This window comes from Nocardia sp. NRRL WC-3656 (assembly GCF_000720265.1).
GTDB lineage: Bacteria > Actinomycetota > Actinomycetes > Mycobacteriales > Mycobacteriaceae > Nocardia > Nocardia nova.
In genome coordinates this window covers 232,572-251,415 of record NZ_JOJF01000006.1, presented here as the reverse complement: position 1 = coordinate 251,415, position 18,844 = coordinate 232,572, and the positions used below count along the sequence as shown (strand labels likewise).

The window sequence follows — 18,844 nt, the reverse complement described above, 5'->3', positions numbered from 1 at the left end:
AGGCGTGGGGCCTGATCACGGCCCAGCACCGATCACCCGGACGGGCCGAGCGTCGGTAGCTCTACGCCCGCTGCTGAGTGGCGGATCGCACTGCCTCGGTGATGATCTCGTGCACGGCCCCGGGACCGGGGGATCGGCGGATCGCGTCGCCGATCGCCTCGGCACGCAGGCGATAACGCTCGTCGGTCAGCACGGTGCGGACCGCGGTGGCGACCTTGTCCGGCGCAGGATTGTCGGTGCGCAGGTCGATGCCCACTCCGGACCACGCCACCCGCGCGCTGACCTCGGTCTTGTCCTCGGTGCGGCCGGCGACCACGATCGGCACTCCGTGTTCGAGCGCATAGTGCACGCCGCCGTAGCCGCCGTTGGTGACGAAGACGTCGGTATGCGGCAGCAATCGGTCGTAGGGAAGGAATTCCGCGACACGTACATTGGCGGGCAGGTTGTCCGGCAGTGTGTCGACCGGGCGTCCGCCGGTGCTGACGACGACGATGACGTCGTCGCCGGCGAGTGCGCGCACCGTGGGCTCGATCAGAGTCCATTCACCGGTGGCGACCGTGCCCTGTGTCACGTGCACGACGCGGCGGCCCGCGAGATCGTCCCACCACTCCGGCACCGGGATGGCCGATGGCCGCGACCGCGCCACCGGCCCGACGAAATGCACGGTGTCGGGCAGGCCGCGGCGTGGATATTCGAATTCGGGGACGGTGAACTGCAGGAGGTGGTCGGCTCCGGCCGGCCAGTCGAGGAAGAACCGCGGGAGGGCACGCCCGGTCTCGGCGCGCGCGATCTCGTTCGCGAAGCGCTGCACGGGAGCGAACACGACCTTCTCGGCGCCGATGGTGAGGACCGCGTTGCGCAGACGTCCCAGCGGCCCGCGCATCGGCGCGATCCCGAGACCGAAGGGTGCGACATCCGGATCCTTCAGCGCGAGGGGCAGGATCCCGAGGTTGACCAGCAGTGGTCGTTCCGCGCGCGGAATACCGCTCAGGACCGCGGCGGCGGCGAACATCGACTCGGCCAGAACGGCATCCGTGGACTCGGCGGCGATGGCCTCCCGGACCGCCCGCAACTGGGCGGGGACCGGGCGGAGGAAGATCTCGATCATGTCGTATCGAATGCCCGCGGGGCCCGACAGTCCGCGACGGCCGGGGAAGGCGGCATCGATATCGCGATCGTCGTAGTCGGCCTCCGGCGGGAGCGGCAGGAAATCGGCGCCGGTGGCGAGGACGTCGTCGCGGAAGCGGGTACCGGTGAGGAACCGCACCCGGTCGCCGGCTGCGACGAGCGCCTCCGCGATGGACAGCAGGGGCGTGACGTGGCTGCGCACGGGTGTGGCGGTCAGGAGAACGGAGATCATGGGCAGGTCTTCCGACGGGTGAAGCGAAGTAAGATTGGTGACACCGATGAAGTATTCACTACCTCGCCGGGGTAGTCAATTAGGAATTGAGATGAGTGACAAGACCGCCACCCGGACCTACCGATCCGCCCTGCGCAGTGAACAGGCCGCGGCGACCCGCCGCCGTGTGCTCGACGCCGCGGCGGCCTGCTTCGTGGAGCGCGGCTACAGCGGCACGTCGCTGGCCGATGTCGGCTCGCGCGCCGGAGTCTCGACCGAAACCGTGAAGGCCAACGGCCCCAAGCGCAATCTGCTGCTGGGCGCCTTCGAGCAGGCGTTCGCGGGCGAGGAGGGGGAGGCACCCGTCTCCGACAGCGATGCCGCGGTCGAGGTCAACGCCATCGCCGACCACGACGCCTTTCTGCGGGCGGCCGCGAGCTTCGTTGCCGCGGCGAACGCTCGCACCAGCGTGCTGTGGACGGAGTTCCTGAGCGCCGCCAACGCCGATGCCGCCGTCGCCGAGGCGCTGGCCGGACTGCTGACGCGCCGCAAGCAGGACTACCGCACCGTGGTCGGCATGTTGCTCGAACGCGGAATCGCCCGGGCCGACATCGATTCCGAGACCGCGGCCGACGAGCTGTCCTTCCTCTGGTCGCCCGAAAGTCATCAGCAGCTCGTCCTGCAGGGCGGATGGAGTATGGAACGCTACGAGGAGTGGCTCGTCGCCGCGGTCCGGCGTCAATTCGGCTGAGATCCGAAAGCCGTTGCTTCGCAGTGCTCTTCGACATCACATCCCCGGTTGCGGTTCGATAACGTCTGCGGCCGCAGCGGAGACCGGCGATGAATTCCGGTCACCGGATTCGTCTATCTCTTCGAGGCCATACGTCTCGTGGAGATAGGAGGGCGCGATGTCGTCAACTGATCGGGAGCCGACCGAGGCAGGGCGCTACGCGGAGCATCCGACCGTGAAAAACCTTGCCACACAGGCGAGAAAGGCGCCGGATCCGGTGCTGAGCGCTGAGCGGCTGCGGGAGATCTGCCTCGCTGCCGGAGCCGACGATGTGGGCTTCGTGTCCGTCGACGAACCGAGGGTGGCGGAGGAGCGCGAGCACGCGCGCGGCATCCTGCCCTCGGCCCGCACCTTCGTGGCCTTCTGTCTCCGGATGAACCGCGACAATCTGCGCAGTCCGATGCGCAGCCTCGCCAACGCCGAGTTCAACCATGCAGACGACGAGACGAACGTGGTGTCGCGGCGCATCACCCGGGCCCTCGAGGAGGCCGGCTACCGCGCGGTCTATCCGGCGCCCGGATATCCGATGGAGGTCGAACAGTTTCCGGGGCGGGTATGGGTGCTCGCGCACAAGGTGGTGGCCGAGGCGGCGGGCCTGGGAGTCATGGGGATTCACCGCAACGTCATTCATCCGAAGTTCGGCAATTTCATCCTGCTCGGCACCGTGGTGACCGACGCGGTGGTCGACGAGCCGAGTGCGGCGCTGGACTTCAATCCGTGCCTCGAATGCAAGTTGTGCGTCTCCGCGTGCCCGGTCGGCGCGATCACCAACGACGGTGGTTTCGATTTCCAGGCCTGCTACACCCACAACTATCGCGAGTTCATGGGCGGCTTCACCGACTGGGCCGAAACCGTCGCCGACAGCGCAGACCGCGACGACTACCGCGAGCGGGTCACCAGGGGTGAATCGTTCTCGATGTGGCAGAGCCTGTCGTTCAAACCCAACTACAAGGCCGGCTACTGCATGGCCGTATGCCCGGCCGGCGAAGATGTGATCGGCGCCTTCCTCGACGACCGGAAAACGCATCTCGACGAGGTGGTGCGCCCGTTGCAGAACAAAGCGGAAACCGTTTACGTATTGCCGGGATCCGCGGCCGAGGAACACGTCACGCGCCGGTTCCCCAACAAGACGCCGAAGCCGGTCGGCAACGGGTTCGGCGACGAGGTCAACGATCTGCTCGATCAGATCGGGCCGCGCCCGCGCCGGGGCGCTACGCCGGAGTGACCTCGGCTACGAGCGTTTGCGCAGCTGCCCGAGCAGCGGCAACAGCGACACCACGACGATGACCGCGACTGCGGGCAGCAGATACTTGTCGACGTTCGGCACCGACGCCCCGAGCCAGTAACCCAGCAGGACCAAACTCTGCGACCATACGATCGCGCCGACGATCTGCCACAGCGTGAACGTGCGCGTGGGCACGTCGAGCACCCCGGCCACCGGGCTGATGACCGTCCGGACCATCGGCACGAATCGGCCGATCACGATCGCCCGGCGCGCGCCGTACCGGTCGAGCCAGCGTTCGCCGCGGGCCACCACGGTGTGCACTCGGGAGTTCGATGTGCGGTGCAGGACGGCGCGGCCGCCGTGTTTGCCGAAGACGTATCCGGCCTGCGCGCCGGCGATCGAACCCACTGCGGCGCAGAGCAATACCTGCCACAGGATGAGGTGGGGGCCGGAATGGGTCCCGCCCGCGCACAGGATGCCGGCGGGGAAGATCAAGGTGTCGCCCGGAAGGAAGAACCCGACCACCAGTAGCCCCGACTCGGCGAAGGTTCCGGCCAGTACGGCAAGCGCCCCGAAGTTGGCCAGCAGCGCAGACCCACTCGTCGGGTTGAGTGCGGTCCACGTGCCGGTCACGGGACAACCGTAACGGTTTGCCGGATTCGGGGCCGGAAACGGCGTCCGCTCTAGGGAGCGTTCCCCTACCGCCTGCGCTCGACCGTCTGACCCGGTCGTAGCACCGTTCCGCAGTCACCGGTCTTCTGGTAGTCCGACAACAGGTGCGGAAGGACCTCGGCCGAGTACCGGCGCAGTTGCCCGAGTTGCTTGTCGCCGCGCACCACATCCTTGCGAACCCAGTCCTCGTCCGGACTGGCGAGGTTCTGAGACTGCTGAATCCGGTAGTAGTCGCGGTCCATGCGCGGATCGACGGTCAATCCGTTCTGCATCCAGACGCCGTGAGTGTGGACGAACGTCGGCTTCAGATCCTCGAATACGTAGTCGGCCAATCCGATATCGGCCTTGCCCGCGTAGATGTCCGCGATCCGGGCATCGGCGAGGCCTGCCATATCGATCAGCCGCAGTCGAGAGGTCAGCGCGCTTCCGCCCATATCGGGGGCGAGCAAGGTGCCCTGCTGCAGGTCGAGGATGTCGGCGTAGCCGTTGAAGTAGCGGCCGAAGCGAAAGGCTATCCAGCACAATGGGATATCGGAATCGGCACGGTACGAGTCGGCGGCGTCCGCCAGGGCGGCACCGGAGGGGATCATGGCGGCGACCAGCGTCAGCGCGACGAGGGCCCGGCCCCGGGTGCGCAGCCGGGCCAGAACCTCGGTCGCCGAGAGCACGACGACGAGCGCGGCGAGCGCCCACACCGGAGTGGCGAACCGGAACTGCCCCATCCAATCCGGTTGCAGCACGCAGTAGCCGGTGATCGCCAGCGTCAGCGGAACCAGCAGGGCGACAAGGCCGTTACGAATTCTGCTCGGGCCGGCCAGGGCGAGCCCGACCACGCCGACGGCCGCGACCACGGCGGGCGCGCCCGCGTACTGCACCAGATCGCCTGCCCTGGTGAGGTCGTGCACGGTCGGCATCGCCTGATTCTTGGCGACCGCCGTATTCGCGACGAGCCGGCCGAACTCGCTGACCCGCCACACCAGATACGCCCCGAACGGAATCGCGAACGCCGCACCGGAATACAGCACATGACGAAGTGCGACGGGCCAGGTGGCACGGCGAACCAGGATCACCGAGACCAGGGGGTACGCCGCGAGGTAGATCAGGCCGTCGGGCCGGGTCAGCGCCGCGAACGCCGCTATCGCACCGGCCGTGACGGCCACCGCGGGTGTCCACAGCCGCTCGTCCAGCACCGCCAGGAACAGGCGGACGGCGAGAGCGCATACCGCCAGCGCGAACAGCGAGTTCTCCAGGCCGGAGAAACACCAGATCACGAAGGACGGAATCGCGGCGAGCACGGCGCCGGTCGCGAACGTCACCACCGCGGGCCATCGCGACACCCGCCGCGCGGCGAGGTAGCAGCAGAGGAGGATTCCGGCGCAGCACAGTGCCGCGATCGCCTTGGGGTAGAAGACGAAGTCCGGGATGCCGAACAGGGCGCCGGAGTCGAACAAGCCGCACCATTTGCCCAGCACCAGCACCGCGAGCCAGGTGGGATCGGAGAATCCCTCGACCGGTTGCGCGCCGGGTTGCAGTACCGGCCCGGCACCCTCGGCGACACTGCGCGCATACGCGAACGTGATTCCGGCGTCGTCGACCAGCCAGATGCCGTACTGCGCCGCCTGCCACACCAGTAACAGCACGCCGCTCGTCACCGCGGCCGCCGCGCCCCACCATGATCGCCCGCGTCGCTGCCGCAGGTTCTCCCGCTGCCCGCCGGAGGTTTCCGGCCGCGCTGTTACTACCTCAACCATTCACCAGAACCCATACTCGAAAGATTCGCCAAGGGGCACAACAGCTTTTGCGCCCCTCGCGAGTACATCTACAGACGTCGGTCGATCTTGAATCCGCATGTGGACAGCTGTCAATCCGGCGGGACCGGCCAGGGGTGGGGAAGGGCGCGTGCCGGGGCTCGCCATCGCGCGTCGTCATCGAAACGAGAAGTTCACGCACGACCAATGATCCGGTAACACCCGGAACCGTAGATTCTGTCCAGAAAATATTTCATCTGAAAGCAATGGGAGGTGGGTCCATGCCGCTGTATCAGTTCAGCTGTCGCGGATGCGGGCTGTTCGACCGGTCCTACCGCATGGCCGAGGTGCCCGCGCACGTGGCGTGCCCGCGGTGTGCGCAGGCCGCGGTGCGGCGCCCCGGGGGTGGGTTGGTGCGGCGTTCGGCCGCCGTCCGGATGCTCGACGCGACCGCGCGCACCGCGTCCGAGCCGGCCGTCGTCGACGCCGTACCGCAGCGCCGGACCTCTCGCCCGACGACCGCCGACCCCCGCCATCGTCGCCTGCCGCGTCCCTGACCGAAAGCAGAACCGCCATGCCCGAGCTGATTTTTCCCCTCGACTCCAGCAAGAAGTTCACCGAGCAAACGCTGGTCGGCCACAACCGGTGGCACCCCGACATCCCGGCGGTCGCGACCGTCAGGCCGGGCGACGAATTCCGCGTCCACGTCCGCGAATGGTTCGACGGCGCCATCGTCAACGACGACTCCGCCGCCGACATCCTCGACGCCCCGCTCAGTACCGTGCACTGCCTGTCCGGTCCGTTCGCGATCGAGGGGGCACAGCCGGGCGACCTGCTGATCGTCGACATCCTCGACATCGGGCCCATTCCGCAGGAGGACTCCGGGCCGCTGGCCGGGCAGGGCTGGGGATACACCGGGATCTTCGCCACCGACAACGGCGGCGGCTTCCTCACCGAGCAGTTTCCCGATGCCTACAAGGCCATCTGGGATTTCAGCGGCCACACGGCCACCTCCCGGCACATCCCGGGCGTCAGCTTCACCGGCATTCAGCATCCCGGCCTGATGGGCACCGCGCCGTCGGCGGCATTGCTCTCGTCGTGGAATGCTCGCGAGGCCGCGCTGATCGCCACCGACCCCGAGCGGGTGCCGCCCCTGGCGCTGCCGCCATTGCCGCGCGATGCCGTCCTCGGTTCGCTGACCGGCGCCGACTTCGACCGGGTCGCCGCCGAGGCCGCGCGCACCGCGCCGCCGCGCGAGAACGGCGGTAACCAGGACATCAAGAATTTCACCCGGGGCAGCCGGGTGTTCTATCCGGTGTTCGTCGAAGGCGCGAACCTGTCGGTGGGCGACCTGCACTTCTCCCAGGGCGACGGTGAGATCACCTTCTGCGGGGCGATCGAGATGGGCGGCTACATCGATCTGCGGGTGGACCTGATCAAGGACGGGATGAGCCGTTACGGCGTCACCGAGAACGCGATCTTCCTGCCCGGCAACGAGGGGCCGGTCTACTCGGAATACCTGGCCTTCTCCGGCACGTCGGTGACCCTCGACGGTGAGCAGCGGTATCTGGATTCGCAATTGGCGTTCCAGCGTGCCTGTCTGCACGCGATCGACTATCTCAGCTCGTTCGGCTACAGCCGCGAGCAGGCGTATCTGATCCTCGGGGCCGCGCCGATCGAGGGCCGGTTCTCCGGAGTGGTCGACATCCCGAATGCCTGTGCGACGGTGTATATCCCGACCGCGATCTTCGATTTCCCGGTCACCCCCACGGCGTCCGGGCCGGTCGCTGTCGACCCCGGCCCCGGCGTGCCGCATGCCGCACGCTGACGGCCGGTGAACGACAGGCGAGGTCGATCAGCCGGTGGGCCGGGACGCCCCGATGGCTGCCTCCGGGTGCTCGGCCCGCAGGAACTCCAGCAATGTCGTGAGCTCGCCGATCAGCCGTGGCCGGGCGCCGGGGATCGTCTCGAGGGCGGTGTCCTCGAGGCTCCGCCGCATCTTCTGGTAGGCGAGAGTTCCACGGCGCGTGCGAGATACGAGCACGCGGCGGCGATCGAGCGGATCCACCTTGCGTTGCACCAGATTGTCCGACACCATCGCGTCGATCAGCCGGGTGAGGCTGGCGCCGGCCAGCGGGGTGAGTTCGGACAGCTCCGACATCGACAGGCCGGACCCGTCGTACAGCGCCGCCAGCACGTGCCAGCGGGCGACGGTCGGCTCACCGAGCCGTGCCGTGATCGCCTCGTCGAGCTGCTGTGATGCGCGTCGTAACAGGCGCGCGAATTCTTCCAGTGCGTCCCCTGCGCTGCTACCGTCCATTGGGGACGAGTATACAGCGCCGTATGGGTAATTTTCAGATGAAAATATACGGTGGTGGTTGCGATGTCGTACGGGCAATCGGCACGTGCTCGCCGGCCGACCGTGGACATCGCCCTCGTGGTGCCACTCAGTGGTCCGGCGGGCATGTTCGGGCCGTCGTGTGAAGCGTGCGCCGCCCTCGCCGCCGCCGATCTCGATGCCGCGGGCGGGATTCTGGACCGGCCGGTGCGGCTGCATGCCGTCGACGCCGGTGCTCCGCCGCCGGTGCTGGCCGCTCGCGTGCGGCGCTTGGTGAGTTCCGGTGCGGTCGACGCGGTTGTCGGCTGGCATCTCTCGGATGCCCGGCGCGCGATCACCCCGCATACGGCGGGACGGGTCCCCTATATCTACACGACGTTCTACGAGGGTGGGGAGGATGCGGCCGGGGTGTACATGGTCGGGGAGACGCCCGATCGGCAGCTGTTCCCCGCACTGCGGTGGTTGCGCGCCGAATCCGGCATCCGGCGCTGGTGCATCGTCGGCAACGACTACGTCTGGCCGCGTGAGACAGCGCGCGTGACAAAGGATTTCGCGTCCGTACTCGGAATCGAGGTGGTCGGCTCGGCATTCGTGCCCCTCGGTGGGCGGGAGTTTCGTGGTGTTCTCGACACGATCCGGACCTCGTCCGCAGAGGGGGTGCTCATGCTCATGGTGGGCGCCGACGCCGCGGCGTTCAATCGCGCCTACGCCCGTGCCGGCCTGGATCGCGACCGCATCCGGCTCGCCATGATGATCGGCGAGGATGTGCTGTACGCCAGCGGTGCGGCAGGTACGCGCGGCCTGTTCACGGCGTGCGGATATCTCGAGGGTGTCGCGTCGGCGCCGTCGATGGAGTTCGGCGCGCGATATGAACGGCTGTTCGGCGCGGAGGCGCCGACCTTGAACAACATCGGCGAATCCTGTTACGAGGGAATGCTTCTGCTGGCCGCGCTGGCCGAACGGGCGGGCAGCCTCGAGGTGGGCGCCATCGAGCGTGCCGCCGCCCGGGTCAGCTATCAGGGCCCGCGCGGCGAGGTACGGGTTCGCGGTGCGCACACGACGCAGCCGGTGTATCTCGCCGACGTGGATGCGCTCGACTTCGGGCTGCTGGCGGACCTGACACCGCGAGGCCGGTAGTCCGGACGCCGGGGATCGAGGCTCGACAGCCTCGGTCCCCGGCGTTTCCGACCACACGCGGACGTTCCCTATTCCTCTGTCGCTGCGGGGATTACAGCGCCGGTGTGGATTGCCGCAAGCCGAGGTCGGCGGAGGTGGCCACCGGATCCTGATGGGTGGCCGACTGGCACTGCTCATGGCAGCCCTTGGTGAGCGTGCACGTCAGCGAGGACACCGTGCCGCCGTGGAAGGGGCAGTCGTGCACCATGTCGGGGAGTTCGTAGCGCTTGCCGTCGACGATGTCGAGCAGCGTCTGCCCGGCCCACAGCGGTTCGCGCTCGATCTCCTCGCGCAGCGGATTCTTGCGTGCCAGATAGTATTTGCCCTTGGTGGCGACCGCGATGACCGGGGCGAGCACCATCGCGACCGCCAGCGCGAGGTACGGCGACCAGGCCTGGCAGAACTCGCCGAACGCGCCGAAGAACGCGGCGATCGAGACCGCCGAGGCCACCAGCATCGAGACGAAGCCCACCGGATTGATCGCGTACAGATAGGCCCGCTTGAACTCCACGTACGGCGGGCTGATCTTCAGCAGTCCCTTGTTGATCACCAGATCCGCGACGATAGCGCCGATCCAGGCGATGGCCACATTCGAGTAGAAGCCGAGGATGGTGTTGAGCAGCGAGAACATATTGCACAGCATCAGTGTCAGCGCGATCGCGATGTGCAGCGCCAGCCACACCACCCGGCCCGGATGGATGTGCAGGGCCCGGCTGAAGAAGTTCGACCACGACAGCGAACCCGAATAGGCGTTGGTGACGTTGATCTTCACCTGCGACAGCAGCACCATCACCGTCGCGACGCCCAGCGCGACGCCGTGGTTGTGCAGGACCGCACCGTAACCGCCCAGGAACTGCTCGATCGGTTCGGTCGCGCGGGTGAACCCGACCTGGCCGACCACGTAGAAGGCCAGGAAGGCGCCCGAAATCTGTTTGGCCGCACCGAGAATCACCCATCCCGGGCCTGCCAGCAGCACCGCCGACCACCATTTCAGTGGCGGGGTCTCCGACTTCTCCGGCATGAACCGCAGATAGTCCACCTGTTCACCGATCTGCGCGATCAGCGACAGCGCGACGCCGGCTCCCGCACCGACGGCGATCGCGCCGACCCGTTGGCTGCCGCCGTCGCCGGTCCAGGACAGGAAGCCGTCGGCCCCGTGCGGATCGGCGATCAGAATCATCGCGATCGGCGCGACGAACAGCACCAGCCACAGCGGCTGGGTCCACACCTGGAACTTCGCCAGCGCCGACATCCCGTACAGCACAAGGGGAATGATGAGGACCGAGCCCAGGATGTAGCCGATCGGCAAGGGTATGTGGAAGGTCAGCTTCATCGCCTGCGCCATGATGGCGCCCTCGAGCGCGAAGAAGATGAAACAGAAGCTGGCGTAGATCAGGCTGGTGAGCGTGGATCCGAAGTAGCCGAAACCCGCGCCGCGGGTCAGCAGGTCCATGTCCACGTTGTATTTCGCGGCGTAGTACGCGATCGGTATGCCGGTGAGGAAGATCGTGGCCGCCGCGACCAGAATCGCGACGATCGCGCTGGCGCTGCCGTGGCTGACCGCGATGGACGCGCCGATGGAATAGTCGGCGAGATAAGCGATTCCGCCGAGGGCGGCGACCCCGCACGCCATCGGCGTCCAGCGGCGGAAGGTGCGCGGGGCGTAACGCAGCGAATAGTCCTCGATGTTGTCCTTGGCGGCCCACGTCTGGAAGCGGTTCCACCGCGTCGGTGGAACGCCGGAGGCCGGCGGTGTCGGGGAAGTGTTCATCGTCAGATCTCCTTGCAACGAACGCTGCGACGCTTCGGAACTCTGTCGACCGCACTGTCCTACGTCATCCGATCAGCAGCAAAACTCAAGGTAGGAGAGCTGATTCCGTTTGACAACATTCAAATGAATATTTTTCGAACGGGCAATCTATTGGTTACAAGCGGGCCCGGCACCGTCCTTGCGCACACTGTCGCTCGATCCTGCCGCGCGACAGCGTCTGCGCCAGGCCGATCAGCCAGCAGGTGGGGCAGCCGCGCAGCGCGACCACACCGGCGGGCAGCAGGAGCAGGACGACCGGCCCTGCGGCGGGGATCAGCGCGATCGATGCGGCGATCAGGCCGAAACCGAGCAGCCCGCGTGCCAGGTGGACCGGGATCGAGCGGCTGGCGAACGTCTTCTGCTGTCCGGCAACGTCCTTCACGGCCGCAGCCCCCGATCCGGCATCCCGAGTTGCGCGCGAACAGTAGCCCGGGCTCGGTGCAGCCTGGATTTCATTGCCGCCGTGCTCAATCCGAGCGTGCGGGCCACCATGCCGCCCGGCAGGCCTTGGACATCGCGCATGATCAGGACTCGGCGCTGATCGGCGGGCAGCGCGGCGATCGCCGCGGCGATTCGCTCGATTTCGAGCCGGGCCAGCACATCGTCCTCCGCCGAGGCCGCCGCGATCTCCGCGTCCGGTTCCCGGTGCACGGCTGTGCGTAGCCGCCGCAAGCATTCGTTGCGCACGATGCGAAACATCCACGAGGCCAGTGCGCCCGCCGCCCGCAGCGTGCCGATTTTGCGGAACAGGACCAGCATCGCCTCCTGCGCGGCGTCCTCGGCGTCCTGACTGCTCGCGCACAGGGAATGGGCGAAGCGCTGGACGTGCGGATAGGAGCCGGAAACCAGGGCGGCGACGGCGGACTCGTCGCCGTCGCGGGCCGCCGCGACCAGATGTTCCTCCGGCCAGGCCGATCTCGTGCACTCAGCCACGGGTACGCCTCCGCCGCAGAACCAGCATGCAGCTGCACAGTAATACGGCCGCGACCACCACGGCGATGACGGCGACAACCATGTCGACTCCTTCGGTCACGCGGGCCCGGTTGCCCGCACGGTGATGAGAGCGATCGAGGGCGGAAAAGGATTCAGGGCGGGTTCGAGTGGGTGCACGCCGTCGGCCGGGCACCACGAGGCCGCCGGTTCCCGGTCGATTCGCTGACCGGCGGGTACCGTGCCGATAGCGGATGCGGCGGATATCGCGGAAGGAACGGGGTCGATGGCGGCAGTGTCGGATACCGTCCCCGAATTGCTGCGCGCCCTCGATCTGACCGGTGTGTTCGCCAACGCGATGCTCGGCGGGGCGGTGGCGCGCACGTTCCGGTTCGACCCGATCGGATTCGCCGTGCTCGCTACCGCTTCGGGGCTGGGTGGCGGCATCATCCGGGACACGCTGCTGCAGCGCGGGACGCCGGTGGCGCTGGTCGACTACACCTACCTGCTGACCGCACTGTTCGGGGCGTCGATCGCCTTCATGTTCCGGTTCGAGGGCCGATTGTGGGACCGGCTGTTCCCCTGGGTGGATGCCCTGGCACTGGGCTGCTGGGCGGCGGTCGGTGCGCAGAAGACGCTCGAAGTCGGGCTCGGGTGGCTGCCCGCGGTGTTGCTGGGAACGACGACAGCGGTCGGGGGTGGGGTGGTACGCGATATCGCGGTGGGTCGGGTGCCGACGATCTTCGGGGGTAACACGCTGTATGCCACCGGTGCGCTGCTGGCCAGTGCCACACTGGTGATCATCTGGTATTCCGGCCATGCGACGGCGGGTTCGATCGCGGCGACGGTGGTCGGCGCGGGATTGTGCCTGCTGGCGCGGTGGCGTGGATGGATGCTTCCCGAGCAGGTGAGTTGGCCCGAACGATTGCGTTACGGTCGGCGAAAGGAGAGGTGATGACCTCGACCACGCGGGATACCTCGGTACTGGCGGGTCTGGACGGCATCCGTGGGTGGCAGGAGGAGTTCTACCGCGACTTGCACGCCCAACCGGAGCTGTCGCATCGAGAACATCGCACGGCCGGACGGATCGCGGAGAAGTTGCGGTCGCTGGGTTACGACGTGCACGAAGGGATCGGCGGAACGGGAGTCGTCGGAATTCTGCGCAACGGTGACGGGCCGGGGGTGCTGCTGCGCGCCGACATCGACGCGCTGCCGGTGCGTGAGGCGACCGGATTGCCTTATGCCAGTGCGGTTTCCGCTGTCGACAACGATGGCAAGGAGGTGCCGGTGATGCACGCGTGCGGCCACGACGTGCACGTCACCTGCCTGCTGGGCGCCGCGCAGCTGATGGCCGAGCAGACCGGCCACTGGCACGGGACGCTGGTGGCGCTGTTCCAGCCGGCCGAAGAGGTCGGCGACGGGGCGCGCGGGATGGTCGACGACGGACTGGCGAAGGTACTGCCGCGGCTGGATGTCGCGCTCGGCCAGCATGTGCTGCCCACGCCGGCCGGTTCCGTCGCCACTCGCAGCGGGCCGACGATGGCCGCGGCCGACAGTATGCGCATCACGGTGTACGGGCGAGGCGGGCACGGGTCGATGCCGCAGGCCACCATCGACCCGGTCGTGCTGGCATCGATGATCGTGCTCCGGCTGCAGATGGTCGTCTCGCGCGAGGTGGCGCCGACCGAGACGGCGGTGCTGACCGTCGGCAGCATCAACGCGGGTACCAAGAGCAATGTGATCTCCGATCACGCTGTGCTGCAACTGAATGTGCGCACCTACCACGAGTCCACCCGCACCACGATCCTCGACGCGATCCGCCGGATAGTCACCGCGGAGTGCCAGGCCTCGGGCTCGCCACGCGACCCGGAATTCGAACTGTTCGACCGATTCCCGTTGACCGACAACGACCCCGGCGCCACCGCCCGCGTGGCCGAGGCCTTCGCGGCCTATTTCGGCGACCACGCCACGGAAATGCCGATGGCCAGCGCCAGTGAGGATTTCAGCGACATCCCGAACGCCCTCGGCGTGCCGTACACCTACTGGGGCGCGGGCGGAACCGACCCGGAGAAGTTCCAAGCCGCACTGCAGGCCGGCCGCGTCATGCAGGATATCCCGGTCAACCACTCGCCGAATTTCGCGCCGGTGATCGAGCCGACGCTGCGAACCGGGACGGAAGCACTGGTCGTGGCCGCGTTGGCGTGGTTGGGACGGTAGGTCACCGCCGGACGACGACCTTAGTTGTCCGCGTGTGGTTCTCGGCGCTCGTACCGGCTGCGGGCGATGCGGTGGGCGCAGCGCAGGAGGTCGGCGACGGCGGTGGCGGTTCGCGGGCCCGGGTTCACGACGGCGAGCCAGGCCTGTGCGCCGTAGACGGGGTGGGGGAACAGGGTGTCGGCGAGGCTCGGGTCGGCCGGGCTCGTTGCGTGGTCGCGCGGGGTGTGGCCGGTTCGTTCGATGAAGGCCTCTTTGCCCGCGAAGATGTTGAGGCGGAACGTGTTCGGGCGGTCCAGGCGCGATGATCCGTCGTCCGGATAATCCTTGGTGACGATGGTGGCGAAGGGCTGGGCGCGGGGAACCACGCCGTCGGGGGCGTAATAGAAGAAGGTATCGCCCCAGCTGATTTCGGGGGTGCCGTCGCCGGGCCGGGGACTCAGCGTCAGGACGCCGCCGAGGTTTTCGACGAATTCGATGATCTCGTTGATCTCCATTGCTCTAGCGTTTCATTGAAGTGCTTGTGGAGACTCCGTCCATCGGAATGGCAGGTCGTGTGATGACAAGTCGCAAATCCACTGGTCTGCGAACCGTGGATGTGGCGCGGCGGGCGGGCTGTTCCGTGCAGCAGATTCGCAACCTCGAACGCGACGGTGTGCTGCCCCCGGTCGAGCGTGGTCCGTCCGGGTATCGCACCTACCGTCGGGTGCATGTGCTGTCGGCCCACGCGTATCGGCTGCTGGCGGCGGCCGTCGGGCCCTCCGAGGCGAGAGATGTTCTGCGCGCGACACATTCCGGGCAACCATTGCCCGCGCTGCTGGATGCCGCGCACGCGCGCCTCGACGCACAGCGCCGGGAACTGCGGCTGGCGAAGCGAGCGGCCGCGGCGATCGTGGACGAACCGATCGGGGATGCGACGTCCGCCGACTCGATGACGGTGTCCGAACTGGCGGGCGCGCTCGGTGTGCGGCCGTCGACATTGCGGCACTGGGATGCGGAAGGGCTGGTCGTGCCCGGCAGGGCCGGGGCGCGCGGTGCGCGGCTGTACGCGCCGGAGGATGTGCGCGACGCGCGGATCGCGCATCAGCTCCGGCTCGCCGGATATCGCATACCGGCGCTGCGCGATCTGCTGTCTGCCCTCCGGGCTTTTCGAGGTGGTGACGTGTCGGCCGCACTCGCGGCGCGGGAGGTCGAAATCGACACGCGCTCGTGGGCGTTGTTCGAGGCGGCCGCCCTGTTGTTCCGGATCGTTTCCCCGTCCGGCGACGACTCCTTCGAGGCCGGATGAACGGTCGCCGGCAATGTGTTTCGTTTTGCCCGGTCGGGTCGTCTGCCGGAGACGGCCCGGTCGGGATGTCGTTCGGCCGCCGTCGATCCTGTGCGCGGGGCAGGAGCGGGCGGCGGCCGACCCGGTGCGGTCACCCGCGAGCGCAGCTCACGACACGGGTGCGTCGGAGGCGATCTCCGGCGCCAAAGGTGCGATGGCGCCGATGATTTCGCCGACGGTCGGCTCCGGAACGCCGGCGTCCGTCAGGGCGTCGGTGAGGTGGCCGGCGACGAGGTTGAAGTGGTGCATGGTGATGCCGCGGCCCTGGTGGACCTGCTTCATCGGGGCGCCGGTGTACGGTTCGGGGCCGCCGAGAGCGGCGGCGAAGAACTCCACCTGGCGCCCCTTCAGCCTCGACATGTTGGTGCCGGTGAAGAAGCCGGCGAGATCCTCGTCGGCGAGGACGCGTACGTAGAAGTCCTCGACGACGGTTTCCAATGCTTCGTGCCCGCCGATCTGCTCGTAGATCGACGGGGCGGGCGCGGACGGGGCTGCGGACGATTTCGAGAAAAGTGACGAGATTCGCATGAAAACAGGAAATCAGCGGCGTGTTTCACCTCCGTTAGTTGTGTGTCGCCGACGGGTTGCCCTGTGTAGAAAGGCGGTTGCTCCGATCTCACCTCCGCCGCGGCCGGGCTGCGAGGTTTCTCTCGCTCCGATGACGAGCACGCGAGCCGCGGCTCATCGAACTACGGGGTGGGCATGGCCGGCACCGCCCGGCTGGGGTCCACGCCGGAGAAGGCCAGCGCGATGACGAAACCGGCGGCCTCCTCCAGCTGACGTGCGCGGTCCAGACCGCCCAGCACCACCGGTACGGCGCCGACGTCGCGTACCAGGTGTTCGGTGGTGCGCAGGGCGGCCGGGGCGTCGCCGCAGATCGTGACCGACGGCGGTCGGTGAGTCGATCCGGTATCGGCGGTCGCGTCGGCTTCGGGTGCGGCCCACTGTTCGCTGGGGAACAGGTGGAACGCCTTGACCACGTGGGCTCCCGGCGCGAGTTCGGCCACGCGCTGCGCATGCGAGGTGCCGGGCGGCAGGCGCAGCACGCCGACCCCGTGATCGATCGCATTGGTCGCATCGATGACGGTGAGACCCGACAGCGCACCACCGGGCGCGCCCACCGCGCGCAGAACCTCCTCGACTCCGGTGTAGGCCACCGCCAGCAATACCGCGTCCGCAGTTCTTCTCGCCCCCGCCCCTACGGCGTCTGCGCCGCCCGCGACTGTCGCTGGGTAAGCCGGAGCGTGCGGGACCACCTTTCCGCCGGCCCCGATCTCCGTCAGCGGCACGGCCCGCACGTCGGCATCGAGCCGCCGCGCGAGCGCCTCGGCCTTGTCCATCGAACGCCCGGCCACCGTGATCTCGTGTCCGGCGCGGGCCCATCGGCGGCCCAGCGCCTCGGCCAAGGTGCCGGTGCCGAGAATCGTGATTCGCATCGTGTGCTCCTTCGAGTTGTCGATCCGGCGCTACGGTAGGACGGCCGATACGCACCGATCGGTGCGCGACGGATGGGTGATCATCACGGGATGAGCGGTTACGACGAGCATGCGGGCGAACTGGTCGCCGATTGCCGATTGCGCGCGGCCACAGATCTTTTCGCACACACCTGGGATCCGGTGGTGCTGGTCGGACTGCTCGGCGGAGCGCGCCGGCGCAGCGAATTGCGGGCCGAGATCGGCGGCATCAGCGACAAGGCGCTCACCGAGGCCCTGCGCCGGCTGCTCGGCCACGGCCTGATCGAGCGTCACCGCTACGCACAAGCGCCGCCGCGGGTCGAATACGCGTTGACCCCGCTCGGGCTGAGCCTCGTCGAGGGCCCGATGCGCGCGCTCGGCGAGTGGGTGGAGGAGCACGGGGACGCACTGCTGGAGGCGGACCCGCTCGCCGAGTTCGACACGCACGAGCACGGCTGACCCGCCACCACCCCGCGCCGCACAGTGACCGACCCGACACAGCCGCCCGGGCGCGGACCGCGAGCCGCCGGCGCTCGATAAGCTCGCCGGGTGACCGACGAGACGCTGCAGCAGGGCCCCATCCACGCCGTCCACACGGAGCTGGGCGCGACCTTCGCCCCGTTCGGGGGGTGGGAGATGCCGGTGCAGTACGCGGGTACCGTCGCCGAGCACACCTCCGTGCGGACCACCGTCGGGGTTTTCGATGTGAGCCACCTCGGCAAGGCGACCGTGCGCGGCGCGGGCGCGGCGGCGTTCGTGAACGCGGCGCTGACCAACGATCTCGGCCGCGTCGGGCCCGGGAAGGCGCAGTACACGCTGTGCTGCACCGAGCAGGGCGGGGTGATCGACGATCTGATCGCCTACTACGTCTCCGACGACGAGATCTTCCTGGTGCCGAATGCGGCCAATACCGCCGCGGTGGTGGCGGAGTTGCGCAAGGCCGCGCCGGAGGGCATCACGATCACCGACGAGCACCGCGAGTACGCGGTCTTCGCGGTGCAGGGCCCGAAATCGGCGGAAGTGCTTGCCGCGCTGGGCCTTCCGACCGATATGGAGTACATGGCATTCGCCGATGCCGAGTGGGACGGCCGTCCGGTGCGCGTCTGCCGCACCGGATACACCGGTGAACACGGCTATGAACTGCTGCCGCGCTGGGCCGACGCGGAGGCGGTTTTCCGCGCGCTGGTGGCCCGGGTCGACGCGGCGGGTGGGCAGCCGGCCGGACTGGGTGCGCGCGACACACTGCGCACCGAGATGGGCTATCCGCTGCACGGCCACGAGCTGTCGCCGGAGATTTCGCCGGTGCAGGCCCGCGCGGGCTGGGCGGTCGGCTGGAAGAAGCCGGAGTTCTGGGGCAAAGCGGCTCTGACACAGGAGAAGTCGGCGGGTCCACGGCGAATCCTGCTGGGGCTCAAGGCGCTCGATCGCGGTGTGCTGCGTCAGGGTCAGACGGTGCTTCGTGGTGAGGAGGCCGTCGGTGAGACCACCTCGGGCACCTTCTCGCCGAGCCTCAAGGTCGGCATCGCCTTGGCACTGTTGGACACCGAGGCCGGACTGGAGCCGGGCGACGAGGTCGAGGTCGATGTGCGCGGCCGCCGGTTGCGCGCCGAGGTGGTGCGCCCGCCGTTCGTGACGCCGCATACTTCCTGAACGGCGGTCGCGGACCCTCTGCGTGTGGCGGAAATCATGACGTTTCCGGAGTGGAGGGTCCGGTGGCCGTGAGTGTGCTGCGCGAAGGGGGGGACGCGGCTCTCTCCGGAGGGGCCGTTGCGGGACGAATACCTCGCATCGGACGCCGTCGACGGGGGATTATGTCCTGAT

The 18,844-nt window shown here is 68.2% G+C and carries 20 protein-coding genes; 10 read left to right on the top strand and 10 right to left on the bottom strand.

What is annotated here, in order from left to right; all coding sequences use genetic code 11:
* Positions 1 to 61: 61 nt before the first annotated feature.
* Entirely contained in the window at positions 62 to 1,360 is a 1,299-nt protein-coding gene (locus tag IG65_RS0111210; protein WP_030514817.1) for a glycosyltransferase, read from the bottom strand.
* Between the two features lie 91 nt (positions 1,361 to 1,451).
* On the opposite strand from IG65_RS0111210, the gene IG65_RS0111205 reads away from it, so the two are divergent.
* Both IG65_RS0111205 and IG65_RS0111200 read left to right on the top strand, forming a co-directional pair.
* On the top strand, positions 1,452 to 2,090 hold the full coding sequence (locus IG65_RS0111205) for a TetR/AcrR family transcriptional regulator (RefSeq protein ID WP_030514816.1): 639 nt from the start codon (positions 1,452 to 1,454) through the stop codon (positions 2,088 to 2,090).
* 157 nt (positions 2,091 to 2,247) lie between these two features.
* The gene (locus IG65_RS0111200) at positions 2,248 to 3,354 is read left to right on the top strand and encodes an epoxyqueuosine reductase (RefSeq protein ID WP_063833570.1); all 1,107 of its coding nucleotides are present in this window, start codon (positions 2,248 to 2,250) and stop codon (positions 3,352 to 3,354) included.
* Positions 3,355 to 3,360: 6 nt separating this feature from the next.
* Here IG65_RS0111200 and IG65_RS0111195 read toward each other — a convergent pair whose 3' ends face one another.
* The gene (locus IG65_RS0111195; RefSeq protein ID WP_030514814.1) at positions 3,361 to 3,987 is read right to left on the bottom strand and encodes a DedA family protein; all 627 of its coding nucleotides are present in this window, start codon (positions 3,985 to 3,987) and stop codon (positions 3,361 to 3,363) included.
* A 65-nt stretch (positions 3,988 to 4,052) separates the two neighbouring features.
* Positions 4,053 to 5,777, bottom strand: a complete 1,725-nt coding sequence (locus tag IG65_RS0111190) for a hypothetical protein (protein WP_231509137.1) — start codon at positions 5,775 to 5,777, stop codon at positions 4,053 to 4,055.
* Between the two features lie 278 nt (positions 5,778 to 6,055).
* Between IG65_RS0111190 and IG65_RS0111185 the strand changes: the two genes are divergently transcribed.
* Positions 6,056 to 6,331 (top strand): FmdB family zinc ribbon protein, encoded by a 276-nt coding sequence (locus tag IG65_RS0111185; protein WP_030514812.1) that lies wholly within the window; start codon positions 6,056 to 6,058, stop codon positions 6,329 to 6,331.
* 17 nt (positions 6,332 to 6,348) lie between these two features.
* Entirely contained in the window at positions 6,349 to 7,602 is a 1,254-nt protein-coding gene (gene fmdA / locus IG65_RS0111180; protein WP_030514811.1) for a formamidase, read from the top strand.
* Positions 7,603 to 7,629: 27 nt separating this feature from the next.
* Here fmdA and IG65_RS35785 read toward each other — a convergent pair whose 3' ends face one another.
* The gene (locus IG65_RS35785; RefSeq protein ID WP_051755734.1) at positions 7,630 to 8,094 is read right to left on the bottom strand and encodes a MarR family winged helix-turn-helix transcriptional regulator; all 465 of its coding nucleotides are present in this window, start codon (positions 8,092 to 8,094) and stop codon (positions 7,630 to 7,632) included.
* Between the two features lie 63 nt (positions 8,095 to 8,157).
* Here IG65_RS35785 and IG65_RS0111170 point away from each other — a divergent pair, with 63 nt between their 5' ends.
* Positions 8,158 to 9,249, top strand: a complete 1,092-nt coding sequence (locus IG65_RS0111170; RefSeq protein ID WP_030514809.1) for a substrate-binding domain-containing protein — start codon at positions 8,158 to 8,160, stop codon at positions 9,247 to 9,249.
* 91 nt (positions 9,250 to 9,340) lie between these two features.
* Here IG65_RS0111170 and IG65_RS0111165 read toward each other — a convergent pair whose 3' ends face one another.
* From IG65_RS0111165 to IG65_RS0111155, 3 genes are all read right to left on the bottom strand, one after another.
* Positions 9,341 to 11,059 carry a cytosine permease gene (locus IG65_RS0111165; protein WP_051755732.1) on the bottom strand — a complete coding sequence of 573 codons (1,719 nt, stop codon included), beginning with the start codon at positions 11,057 to 11,059 and terminating at the stop codon, positions 9,341 to 9,343.
* Positions 11,060 to 11,213: 154 nt separating this feature from the next.
* Positions 11,214 to 11,480, bottom strand: coding sequence for a hypothetical protein (locus tag IG65_RS0111160; protein ID WP_030514807.1), 267 nt, complete (start codon positions 11,478 to 11,480; stop codon positions 11,214 to 11,216).
* Positions 11,477 to 12,031: an RNA polymerase sigma factor gene (locus tag IG65_RS0111155; protein WP_036524005.1), complete on the bottom strand. Its 555-nt coding sequence runs from the start codon at positions 12,029 to 12,031 to the stop codon at positions 11,477 to 11,479. The genes IG65_RS0111160 and IG65_RS0111155 overlap by 4 nt, the downstream gene beginning before the upstream one ends.
* 283 nt (positions 12,032 to 12,314) lie before the next feature.
* Between IG65_RS0111155 and IG65_RS0111150 the strand changes: the two genes are divergently transcribed.
* A complete protein-coding gene (locus tag IG65_RS0111150; RefSeq protein WP_030514805.1) occupies positions 12,315 to 12,983 on the top strand; it encodes a trimeric intracellular cation channel family protein in 669 nt (222 codons plus the stop codon).
* The gene (locus IG65_RS0111145) at positions 12,983 to 14,245 is read left to right on the top strand and encodes an amidohydrolase (protein WP_030514804.1); all 1,263 of its coding nucleotides are present in this window, start codon (positions 12,983 to 12,985) and stop codon (positions 14,243 to 14,245) included. The genes IG65_RS0111150 and IG65_RS0111145 overlap by 1 nt, the downstream gene beginning before the upstream one ends.
* Positions 14,246 to 14,265: 20 nt before the next feature.
* Here IG65_RS0111145 and IG65_RS0111140 read toward each other — a convergent pair whose 3' ends face one another.
* Entirely contained in the window at positions 14,266 to 14,739 is a 474-nt protein-coding gene (locus IG65_RS0111140; RefSeq protein ID WP_030514803.1) for a DUF6194 family protein, read from the bottom strand.
* Positions 14,740 to 14,801: 62 nt separating this feature from the next.
* On the opposite strand from IG65_RS0111140, the gene IG65_RS0111135 reads away from it, so the two are divergent.
* Positions 14,802 to 15,530 carry a MerR family transcriptional regulator gene (locus IG65_RS0111135; RefSeq protein ID WP_030514802.1) on the top strand — a complete coding sequence of 243 codons (729 nt, stop codon included), beginning with the start codon at positions 14,802 to 14,804 and terminating at the stop codon, positions 15,528 to 15,530.
* 147 nt (positions 15,531 to 15,677) lie between these two features.
* Here IG65_RS0111135 and IG65_RS0111130 read toward each other — a convergent pair whose 3' ends face one another.
* Together IG65_RS0111130 and IG65_RS0111125 are read right to left on the bottom strand one after the other, a co-directional pair.
* On the bottom strand, positions 15,678 to 16,097 hold the full coding sequence (locus IG65_RS0111130; protein ID WP_030514801.1) for a group 1 truncated hemoglobin: 420 nt from the start codon (positions 16,095 to 16,097) through the stop codon (positions 15,678 to 15,680).
* 161 nt (positions 16,098 to 16,258) lie between these two features.
* A complete protein-coding gene (locus IG65_RS0111125; protein ID WP_030514800.1) occupies positions 16,259 to 17,005 on the bottom strand; it encodes an NADPH-dependent F420 reductase in 747 nt (248 codons plus the stop codon).
* A 90-nt stretch (positions 17,006 to 17,095) separates the two neighbouring features.
* On the opposite strand from IG65_RS0111125, the gene IG65_RS0111120 reads away from it, so the two are divergent.
* On the top strand, positions 17,096 to 17,482 hold the full coding sequence (locus IG65_RS0111120; RefSeq protein ID WP_030514799.1) for a helix-turn-helix domain-containing protein: 387 nt from the start codon (positions 17,096 to 17,098) through the stop codon (positions 17,480 to 17,482).
* A gap of 90 nt (positions 17,483 to 17,572) precedes the next feature.
* The gene (gene gcvT / locus IG65_RS0111115; protein ID WP_030514798.1) at positions 17,573 to 18,673 is read left to right on the top strand and encodes a glycine cleavage system aminomethyltransferase GcvT; all 1,101 of its coding nucleotides are present in this window, start codon (positions 17,573 to 17,575) and stop codon (positions 18,671 to 18,673) included.
* Positions 18,674 to 18,844: the final 171 nt, after the last annotated feature.